7 protein-coding genes are annotated in these 9,874 nt (G+C 73.4%); 3 read left to right on the top strand and 4 right to left on the bottom strand.

Features of this window, described 5'->3' with window-relative positions; genetic code table 11:
* The 3 genes from sepH to AB0J39_RS35260 all read right to left on the bottom strand — a co-directional run.
* Positions 1-1,253, bottom strand: a 1,253-nt coding sequence (gene sepH, locus AB0J39_RS35270; RefSeq protein WP_363472765.1) for a septation protein SepH, incomplete at its 3' end; no start/stop codon positions are given.
* Between the two features lie 500 nt (positions 1,254-1,753).
* Complete coding sequence (locus AB0J39_RS35265) at positions 1,754-3,046, bottom strand: D-arabinono-1,4-lactone oxidase (protein ID WP_363472762.1); 1,293 nt, start codon at positions 3,044-3,046, stop codon at positions 1,754-1,756.
* Positions 3,047-3,132: 86 nt separating this feature from the next.
* A complete protein-coding gene (locus tag AB0J39_RS35260) occupies positions 3,133-4,323 on the bottom strand; it encodes an MFS transporter (RefSeq protein ID WP_363472759.1) in 1,191 nt (396 codons plus the stop codon).
* Positions 4,324-4,499: 176 nt separating this feature from the next.
* On the opposite strand from AB0J39_RS35260, the gene AB0J39_RS35255 reads away from it, so the two are divergent.
* On the top strand, positions 4,500-5,726 hold the full coding sequence (locus AB0J39_RS35255) for a lytic transglycosylase domain-containing protein (protein WP_363472756.1): 1,227 nt from the start codon (positions 4,500-4,502) through the stop codon (positions 5,724-5,726).
* A gap of 12 nt (positions 5,727-5,738) precedes the next feature.
* On the opposite strand, the gene AB0J39_RS35250 is transcribed toward AB0J39_RS35255, so the two are convergent.
* The gene (locus tag AB0J39_RS35250; protein WP_363472753.1) at positions 5,739-6,737 is read right to left on the bottom strand and encodes a ferrochelatase; all 999 of its coding nucleotides are present in this window, start codon (positions 6,735-6,737) and stop codon (positions 5,739-5,741) included.
* 116 nt (positions 6,738-6,853) lie between these two features.
* Here AB0J39_RS35250 and AB0J39_RS35245 point away from each other — a divergent pair, with 116 nt between their 5' ends.
* A complete protein-coding gene (locus AB0J39_RS35245; RefSeq protein ID WP_363472768.1) occupies positions 6,854-8,800 on the top strand; it encodes an alpha/beta fold hydrolase in 1,947 nt (648 codons plus the stop codon).
* A gap of 115 nt (positions 8,801-8,915) precedes the next feature.
* Entirely contained in the window at positions 8,916-9,737 is an 822-nt protein-coding gene (locus AB0J39_RS35240; protein ID WP_363472751.1) for an inositol monophosphatase family protein, read from the top strand.
* Positions 9,738-9,874 lie beyond the last annotated feature (137 nt).

Below are 9,874 nucleotides of genomic sequence, written 5' to 3'. Positions count from 1 at the left end.
TCAGCGGTGGCCTCAGCAGCGGCGGGTCGTGGCGTGCCGGGCTGGACGGGGGCGGCATCGGCCGGACCTGTCGCGCCGGAGGGCAGGCTCGGCGCCCCGGCGTCCGCGGCGGGCACGGGCGTGGCATCGGCGACGGGCTGGGCCGCGGCCTGCCGTCCCACCGCGTCCTGACCGTCCTCGCGGCCCGCGTCGTCCCCGGCGGCCTCACGGCTCGGAACGGGCCGGGCGTCCGCGGCCTGCGGAATGGCCCGGGCGGGCTCGGCTGCCGGCTCCCCGGCGGTCTCTGCTGTGGTCTCCGCCGTGCGCTCCACCCTGGCGTCGATGGCCGGCGCGGGGTCGGGGGCGGCGATGAGCGACTGCGGCAGCCGGAAGGGCACCGGGGTCAGTTCGGGCCGGTACGCCGCGGGCTCGTCCGCGTACGGCTCCGGTCGTCCGGACTCGGATCGCCCGGGCTCCGCACGCAGCGGCGGGTTCAGCCGCGGCGGCGGCGGCACGGGCTCGGCCAGCGCGGCCGGCTCGGAGCGCACGGGCTCGGGACGTACGGCAGGCACGCCGAGACCGCGCTCGTCGCGAACCGGATAGGCGGCCTCGTGGGGCAGCGGCGGCACCGGGGCGAGCTTGGACGCGAGGCGGGGCATGAAGGGCCGCACGGTGGCGTCGTCCCGCTCCGGCTCGACGTACTCGGCCGCCGACAGGCGCATGGCCTCGTCGTCGTTGGGGGTGATGTGGCGGCGGCGCGGGTCGAACAGCCACTCGGCGTGCCGGGTGTGACCGTTCCAGACGAAGCCGAGCCGCACCCGCCACAGGTTGTCGTCGCGCTTGGCGGAGTCCCAGTCGATCTCGTCGGCGGGCACGCCGCGCCGGGTCAGCCGCTCGGCGACCAGCTCGCCGAGAGTGGGCCCGGGCGTCGTCTCGCCGGGCATCCGGACCGGGACCCGCTGGGCCTGCTGGGCCATGTACTCGCGCTCCTGGAGAACCGGCCCCTCGAACCAGCGGACTCTCTCCACCGGAATGCCGGCGGTGGCCGCGATCTCCTCAGCCGTCTCGCCGGCACGGATGCGCGCCTGGATCTCCTTGGGACGCAACGGGCTCTCCACTTCGATCTCGTACTGGCCGAGACGGGAGAAGTTGCCGCGGACGGCAGCGCGGAGCCGGTCGTCGACGGGCAGCGTGAAGCGCGTGCCCCGCCCGGCAGTCGCCAGGACGAGGTACGTTCCGTCCTCACTTACCGCGACGAGACGGAGCTCCTGCATGCGAGTCCCTTCGTCGTCGTGCTCTGTCTTCCCCCGGACCCTTGAGTCTCTCGCGTGAGCCGGTTGCCTTCCAGCACCGTACCCGGCATGTCCGAACATCGCCTCGCCAGGGGGCGAGGCAGATGTTGTGACCCCGGTCACATTTTTCGCGTTCACCTTTCCACAACCTGTCGGTCATGTGGGAGTGGCAGTCCGCGGACGGCGGTCGCGCCGCCGATCCGGCCCATAAGGCGAGAGCGAGGGTCGTGTCTCCTCAGGTGGTGCGCGCCCACCGCCCGTCCGTACGGCGCGGGCGTGGCGTACGGCCCCGTGACCGTGCCGTACGCCTTGCGGCCGGACCTGCGGGAGGGTCTCATTCCTGCTTGCTCCCTCGGGTTCGAGTGGCGCGCCGGGCTCTGGTGTGCCCGTGCTCCGCAATGTGCCTGCCCGAGGGCCGGCGCGGGCAACGCGACACGCGGAAGACGCCGGACCGTGGAGAGGGACTTTACGCGGCCATGGGGTCAGGCTTCCCGCGACGCGCCGAGCACGCGGTCGAGGTAATCGTTGGCGAACAGCCCGTCCGGGTCCATCTCGCGGCGCAGCGCGACGAAGTCGCCGAACCTCGGATACACGGTACGCAGGTAGTCCGCGTCCCGGGTGTGCAGCTTGCCCCAGTGGGGCCGGCCCCCCAGCCTGACCATGATCTCCTCCACGCCCTCGAAGTACGCGGGATTGGGGGCGTGGCGGTAGACGTGGCAGGCGACGTACGCCGAGGGCCTGCCGTACGCGGTGGACAGCCAGGCGTCCGAGGGCGGCGTGACCCGCACCTCGACGGGGAAGGTGATCGGCCAGCCCGACCGCTCCACGAGGTCCCGCGTCTCGCGCAGGGCCTGGGCGAGGTGGTGGCGCGGAACGGCGTACTCCATCTCCAGGAAGCGGACCTCGCGCACCGAGGTGAAGACCCGGTAGGACGCGTCGACGGACTCCGACGCGCCGAGCATGCGCGCGGAGACCCCGTTGATCGTGGGCACCGCGCCGGGGAAGCGGGCCCCGAGGGCGCAGGCGGCGCCGAACAGCGTGTTCTCCAGGAAGACGTTGTCGAGCCACCGCTTGAACGCCGCGGGCGGCCGGGCCGGTCCGGCGTCGCGGTTGTTGCGCTTGACCAGGCAGGTGTCGGTGTGGGGGAGCCAGAAGAAGTCGAGGTGGTCGTCGGTCTCCGTCAGGTCGCCGAGCGTCTCGAGGATCCGGCTGAACGCCATCGGATCGCGGCGGGCCCGCAGCAGGAACGCGGGCTCGACCCGGAAGGTGACCGCGGTCAGGACGCCGAGCGCGCCGAGACCCACCCGGGCGGCGTCGAACAGGTCGCCCTCGCGCACGGTCGTCACGGAACCGTCGGCGAGGACCATCTCCAGCTCGACGACCTGGTCGGCGAGGCCGCCGACGTGCCTGCCGGTGCCGTGGGTCCCGGTCTGGATCGCCCCGGCGGCGGTCTGGGCCGTGATGTCGCCCATGTTGGCCAGCGCCAGGCCGCGCCGGTGGAGCTCCTCGTTGAGCGCGTGGAGCGGGGTGCCCGCGGCGACCTTGACCCATCCGTCGCCCGCGCCGAGGACTCCGGTCAGCGCGCCGGGCCGCAGCAGGATGCCGTCGGTGAGCGCGACCCCGGTGAACGAGTGCCCCGTGCCGGTCATGCGGACCCGCCGCCCGGTCCTGGCGGCGTCCCGTACGGCGTCGGCGACCTCGCCCGCCGACGCGGGGGTGCGGACCTCCGCGGGGGTGACCGACTGGTTGCGCGCCCAGTTGACGAAGGCGTCCATGATCCTCCTCGCCCCGGCATCTGCCCCAGGGTGAACATGAACACTACTCATGATCGGGCCGGCTGCCTATGGGCGCGGCCCGCCGCTCAGCCGGTGTACTGACGCCTGCGGACCAGCGCGGAGCCGCCGAGGCCCGCCACCACCGCGAGCAGCGCGCAGGCGTAGGAGAAACCGTACGCGTTGGACGCGCCGAACAGGTCGGTCAGCCGCCCGCCCGCCCACGCGCCGGCGGCCACCCCGAGCCCGAGGGCCGTGGAGATCCACGCCATGCCCTCGGTGAGCTGCTCGGCCGGGACCATCCGCTCGACGAGGGAGAACCCCGTGATGAGCGTGGGGGAGATCGACAGGCCGGCGAGGAAGAGCGCGGGAGCCATCGCCCGGATGTCGTTCATCAGCAGCACGGGCGTGAGCCCGGCCGCGAACAGCGACAGGCCGCGGACGAACCGGCTGCGCAGGCTGATCTTCCACTGGCGGGAGCCGAACCACAGGCCGGAGACCATGCTGCCGGCCGCGATCGAGGCGAGCAGGAATCCGGACGCCGCCTTGCTGCCGTGCTCGTCGGCGAAGGCGACCGTGATGATGTCGACCGAGCCGAACACCGCCCCCATGGCGAGGAAGACGGCCGACAGCATCGCGACCCCGGGGATCGCGATCGGGGGCCGGCCCGTGCTCCGGTGGCGTACGGCCGGCGGTTCCGTGCCGCGGAAGCAGGCGAAGGCGAGGGTGCCCGCCAGGGCCAAGGCGATGGTGGCGATCAGCCCGGCGTACGCGTTGACGCCCGTGGTGAGCGCGGTCACGAAGGCCGGCCCGCCGACGAAGATCACCTCGTCGGCCACCGACTCGAACGAGAACGCGGTGTGCAGCCGGCCGGAGTCCTTGAGCACGTGCGACCAGCGGGCCCGGACCATCGAGCCCAGCGACAGGCCGGTCGCCCCGGACGCCACGCCCGTCGCGTACAGCGTCCACTGCGGCGCCCCGGCGTGCGCGCACAGCATCAGAGCGGTGATCGAGACGGCGTGCAGGAGGATGAACGGGACGAGGACCTTCGCCTGGCCGAACCGGTCCACCAGCCGCCCCGACAGGGGCGCGGCGACGGCGAACGCCAGCGACACCGCCGCCGCGACCGCCCCGGCGGTCGCGTACGACCCGGTCACGGCGGAGATCAGCAGGATGACGCCGATGCCGAGCATCGACATGGGCGCGCGCCCGATGAACCCGGAGATGACGAAGCCCTTGACTCCGGGCGTGCCGAACAGCCCCCGATACGGCCCGACCATGGTGTGTTTCCCTTCCGCACGGTGGTGCGTGTGCGTCCGGGCCGGCCGTTCGACAGCGGCGGCGGTCCCGGGGCGACCCCGGGACACGCGGACGGCGTTTGTCTCCGGTTTGGTTATCGCCTACCCGCATATCATGAGGCAAGTGATTTTTCCGCGTCGGGGGTGCAGGGGCTGAGGTGAGGACACCCACTCATGCCGCCTCCGCGCGGCTCCGCCCGATCGTGACCGGCCTCGCCGTCGTGATCCTGAGCGTCATCACCGCCGGCACCGCCTTCCTGGTCACCTATCCGGACCGGGGCGCGCTGGCGGCGGGCGGCGGCCGTCCGGGGCAGGACGCGGCACGGGCGGAGACCGATGGAGCGCGGGCGGGCGACCCGCCTCCGGCCGCGCGGGCGACGGCGGGAAGCCTCGTGCCCGACCGCACGCTGCCGTCGAGCGCGCCCGTCGTCGGCGGGCCCGGCGTGCAGGTCACGCCGCCGCACCTGCTGGCGATCGCCCCGAAGCGGGTGCCGGAGCGGACCCTGCTGAAGATCGCCAAGCTGCGGCACGTGCAGAAGGTGACGGTCACCGACGGCGGCGCGGTGCACGTGTCGGGCACGGCCCTGCGGCTGCTCGCGGTCGACCCGGCCAAGTTCCGGTCGTGGACGCCCAAGCGCGTGGCCGACCACCCGGAGGTGTGGAGCGCGCTCGCCCGTGGCGAGATCGTCGCCGACGTGGCCACGATCAAGCGTCTCGGCATGGTCCTCGGCGCGGAGTACCAGATCGACCGCGGCCCCAGGCTGCGCGTCGCGGCCTCGGCCTCGCTCGGGCTGCCCGGGGTGGACGGCCTGGTCAGCCAGGACCTGGGACACAGGCTCGGCTTCCCCGGCGGCGTCGTGGTGCTGGTCCACGGCGACCCGGGCAAGGTGAGCGACACGGCGGTCAGGCGCCTGCTCGGCAAGGGCGCGCAGGTCGTCAGGGTCGGGCAGGCCGCGGCCCGGCCGCATGCCACGGCGACACCGGGACAGGCCCTGGTGGGGCGGCCCGGGAGCTACCTGGACCTCTACCAGCGGGCCGCCACCGTCTGCCCCGGCCTCTCGTGGACCGTCCTCGCCGCCATCGGGCAGGTCGAGAGCAGCCACGGCCGCAACAACGGCCCTTCGTCGGCGGGGGCGCTCGGGCCGATGCAGTTCATGCCCGCCACCTGGAAGGCGTACGGCGTGGACGGCGACGGCGACGGCGAGGCGGACATCTGGAGCCCGTACGACGCGGTGCCGTCGGCCGCCAAATACCTGTGCGCCAACGGAGCCGGCGCCGGCGGTGACAAGCTCAGGAAGGCCGTCTGGTTCTACAACCACTCTTGGGACTACGTGAACAAGGTCCTGTCCCTCGCGGACGCCTACGCCCGCGCGTACGCCTCCTGATCCCGACGAAACCTAGGACGGCGGGCGGGCGGGCCGCACGGGCGCCGGGCAGCAGGTCGCCGGGCACGGAGCGGGCTCGGGCTCGGCGAGCAGTTCGGCCACCATCGACACGAACCGCGGGTGGGTGCCCGCGGTCGAGGCCCTGGTGAGGGCCATGCCGAGCTTCTCGGCCGTGGCCGCCGCCTCGACATCGAGGTCGTAGACGACCTCCATGTGGTCGGAGACGAACCCGATGGGCACCAGGACGGCCGACCGCACGCCCTCGGCGTGCAGCGCCTCCAGATGGTCGCAGACGTCGGGCTCCAGCCAGGGCACCTGCGGCGGGCCGCTGCGGCTCTGCCAGACCAGGTCCCAGGCCCGCCCCTCGCCGAGCCGTGCCTCACCGATTTGGGCGGTCACCAGCTCGGCGGCCCGCCTGAGCTGGGCCTCGTACGCGCCGCCCGCAGGCCCCGCCGTACGGGCCATGGAGACGGGGATGCTGTGCGCGGTGAACACGAGCCGGGCCTGATCGCGGTCGCTCTCGGGCAGCCGGCCGAGAGCCTCGCGGGTGTGGTCGACCATCGCCGCGACGAAGCCGGGGTGGTCGTAGTAGTGGCGGAGCTTGACGATCTCGGGGGCGCCGGGGACGGCGGCGCGGGCACGGGCGATGTCGTCGAGGTACTGCCGGCAGCTCGAATAGGAGCTGTAGGCCGCGGTGACGAAGGCCGCCGCCCTGCGGACGCCGTCCTCCTTCATCCGGCGGACCGTGTCCTCCAGGAACGGGTGCCAGTTGCGGTTGCCCCAGTAGACCGGCAGGTCCACGTCGAGCGCGGCGATCAGGTCACGGCACTGCTGGTTGATCGGGCTGACCCCGCCGAACCCCTGGTAGTGCGCCTCGACCTCCAGCAGCCGCTCGCGCGGCACGCCCCGGCCGCGCACGACGTTCTCCAGGAACGGCATGACGTCCTCGGGCTTCTCCGGCCCGCCGAAGGAGACGACGAGCAGGGCGTCGTACCCGTTGGTGCTCCCCATGCGCCACACCTTACGCGGGCGGTACGACGGTCCGGCCCGCGCCTTCGGGGTTGGGCGGGCGGCGCGTCTGCGAGTAGGTTCGAGCGGTGAGCCAATTTCCGGACATCCGTGAATACATGGCCCTGCCGCGTGTGAATTCCCTGCGGCTGTCGCCCGACGGGACCCGGCTCGTGTCCGTGGTCCAGTCGCTCAACCCCGACGGCAAGTCGTACGGCACCGCGCTGTGGGAGCTCCCCCAGGACCCCGGAGGCGAGCCCCGCCGGCTGACCAGGTCGGCGAAGGGGGAGGCGGGGGCCGAGTTCGCCCACGACGGAACCCTGTTCTTCGTCTCCCGCAGGCCCGATGAGACGGCCAAGGAGACCGGCGGCGACAGCGCCGCCCTGTGGGTGCTGCCCGAGCGCGGCGAGCCGGTGCGCGTCGCCACCCGCCCCGGCGGGGTCACCGGCGTGCGTGCGGCCGGCGGCACGGTCGTCTACACCTCCGCGGTGCTGCCCGGCGACTCCGGCACCGAGGAGGAGCGCCGCAAGGCCCGCGAGGAGGCCGGGGTCAGCGCCATCCTGCACGAGGGCTACCCGGTGCGTTACTGGGACCACGACCTCGGCCCCGCGCAGACCCGGATCTTCGCCGGCCGCGCCGCGCGCGAGGACCTGGAGGACGTGCGCGACCTCACGCCCGAGCCCGGCGGCGCGCTGGACGAGCACGTGTCGTTCGACGTCACCCCGGACGGGCGGACCGTGGTCACGACCTGGCGGGTGCCGCTCCCGAGCGGCGACATCCGCTGGGACCTGGTCGCGATCGACGTCGCGGACGGGTCCCGCCGCACGCTCGCGACGTCCGGCGGGCACGATTTCGGCGGCCCGGTCGTGGTGTCTCCCGACGGGCGGCTGGTCGCCTGCGTGCGGGAGGGGCGCGGCACCGAGGAGGTGCCGGTCGCGCTCGACCTGTGGGTGGTCGACCTGGACACGGGCGAGGGACGCGTGGTCGCCGCGGAGATCTTCCCCGCGGCGGTCGCGTGGGCGCCCTCCTCCCGGGAGGTCTTCTTCGCCGCCGACCACCAGGGCCGCCGGCCGGTCTTCCGCGTCCCGCTCGACGGCGCGGTCACCAGGGTGACCCCGGACGACGGTGCGTACGCCGAGCTGTGCCCGGCCCCCGACGGCTCGGTCTACGCCCTGCGCGGCGCGATCGACTCGCCGCCGCGGCCGGTGCGGATCGCCGCCGACGGCTCGGTGACGACGCTGCCCTCGCCCACGCCGCCGCTCGACCTGCCCGGCACGCTGACCGAGGTGAGCGCGACGGCCGAGGACGGGACCGAGATCCGCGGCTGGCTGGTCGTCCCCGCGGAGGCGACCGCCGAGGATCCGGCGCCGTTCCTGCTGTGGATCCACGGCGGTCCGCTGTCGAGCTGGAACGACTGGAGCTGGCGGTGGAACCCCTGGCTCATGGCCCGGCACGGCTACGCCGTGCTGCTGCCCGACCCCTGCCTGTCCACCGGGTACGGCCAGGGCATGATCGAGCGGGGCTGGGGCGACTGGGGACCGGTCACCCACGCCGACCTCATGGCGATCACGGACGAGTGCCTCAAGCGGCCGGAGATCGACGAGCAGCGGACGGCGGCGATGGGCGGCTCCTTCGGCGGCTACATGGCCAACTGGGTCGCCGGGCACACCGACCGGTTCCGGGCCATCGTGACGCACGCCTCGCTGTGGAACCTGGACCAGTTCGCGGGCACGACCGACAGCGCGAACTACTGGCAGCGGGAGTTGGGCGTCCTCGGGTCCGCCCGGTACGCCCGGCTGTCGCCCCACCGGTCGCTCGGAGAGATCAGGACGCCGATGCTGGTGATCCACGGCGACAAGGACTACCGCGTGCCGATCGGCGAGGGTCTGCGGCTGTGGTGGGACCTCCAGCGCTCGGGGGTCGAGTCGAAGTTTCTCTACTTCCCCGACGAGAACCACTGGGTGCTCAAGCCCGGCAACGCGATCGCCTGGTACGAGACCGTCCTGGCCTTCCTGTCCCAGCACGTCCTGGACGAGGAGTGGAGCCGGCCGCCGTCCCTGAGCTGACCGTTGAGTGGCGGTACATCCTGGTTTGGGAGGATGTCATCCGTGCGGCCGACGCCCGAGCCGGGCGCCGGCCGCGCTTCATTCTTGAGCACGTACGAGGAGGGGGCAGGCCAGGATGGACGAGCGGGAGTACCGGCATGACCGCGCACGGGTGGAGGAGCTGCTGGAGTTGGCGGCCGGCATAGCGGAGGAGGCCGGCCAGATGCTCCTCGCCAAGCGGCCCGCGCGGCCCGAGGTGCTCGCAACCAAGTCGAGCCCCACCGACGTCGTCACCGCCCTCGACCGGGCCGCGGAGGAACTGATCCGCGGCAGGATCACCGAGGCCAGGCCGCACGACGCGATCCTCGGTGAGGAGGGCGGCGACACCCCCGGCGAGGGCGCGGTCCGGTGGGTCGTCGACCCCATCGACGGCACGGTCAACTTCCTGTACGGCCTGCCGGACTGGGCGGTGAGCATCGGCGTCGAGGTGGACGGCGAGATCGTCGCGGGCGCGGTGCACAACGTGCCGCGTGGCGAGCTGTTCACCGCGTCGAAGGGCGGAGGCGCCTGGCTGAAGGGGGAGCGGCTGCGCTGCAACACCGGCGTCCCCCTGCCCAAAGCCCTCGTCGCCACCGGGTTCGGCTACGAGGCCGGGCGTCGCCGGGTGCAGGCCGAGGTGCTGGCACAGATCGTGCCCCAGGTCAGGGACATCCGGCGCGGCGGCTCCTGCGCCGTCGATCTCTGCTCCGTCGCGACGGGCCGCGTCGACGCCTACTACGAGCGCGGCACCAACTACTGGGACCACGCGGCGGCGGGCCTGATCGCCGTGGAGGCCGGGGCCCGGCTCGGCGGCCTGAACGGCAGGCCGGTCAGCCCCGACATGGCGCTGTGCGCGGCCCCGGGGCTCTTCGAGGAACTGCACGACCTGCTCGTCCCCCTCGACCCCGAGCGCGACTGAGGGCCCGCGGCTCCGGCAGCGTCCGCGGCGGCCGGCCGGTCGGTTTGGCCGGGGCCCCGGGCCGAGAAAAGGGGGGGGGGGGGCCCGGGCGGGGGGGGGGCGTTGTTCTTTTTTATCTCTAACAACAATTAAAATTT

Source organism: Microbispora sp. NPDC049633 (assembly GCF_040675265.1).
Lineage (GTDB): Bacteria > Actinomycetota > Actinomycetes > Streptosporangiales > Streptosporangiaceae > Microbispora > Microbispora maris.
Note: the sequence above shows the minus strand (reverse complement) of the source record. Positions and strands in the feature narration are given on the sequence as shown.

Excerpts from the sequence above, each read along its gene's own strand:
- AB0J39_RS35265 (WP_363472762.1), bottom strand. The coding sequence starts at position 3,046 with ATGGACGCCTTCGTCAACTGGGCGCGCAACCAGTCGGTCACCCCCGCG.
- AB0J39_RS35260 (WP_363472759.1), bottom strand. The coding sequence starts at position 4,323 with ATGGTCGGGCCGTATCGGGGGCTGTTCGGCACGCCCGGAGTCAAGGGC.
- AB0J39_RS35250 (WP_363472753.1), bottom strand. The coding sequence starts at position 6,737 with ATGGGGAGCACCAACGGGTACGACGCCCTGCTCGTCGTCTCCTTCGGC.
- AB0J39_RS35245 (WP_363472768.1), top strand. The coding sequence starts at position 6,854 with ATGGCCCTGCCGCGTGTGAATTCCCTGCGGCTGTCGCCCGACGGGACC.
- AB0J39_RS35240 (WP_363472751.1), top strand. The coding sequence starts at position 8,916 with ATGGACGAGCGGGAGTACCGGCATGACCGCGCACGGGTGGAGGAGCTG.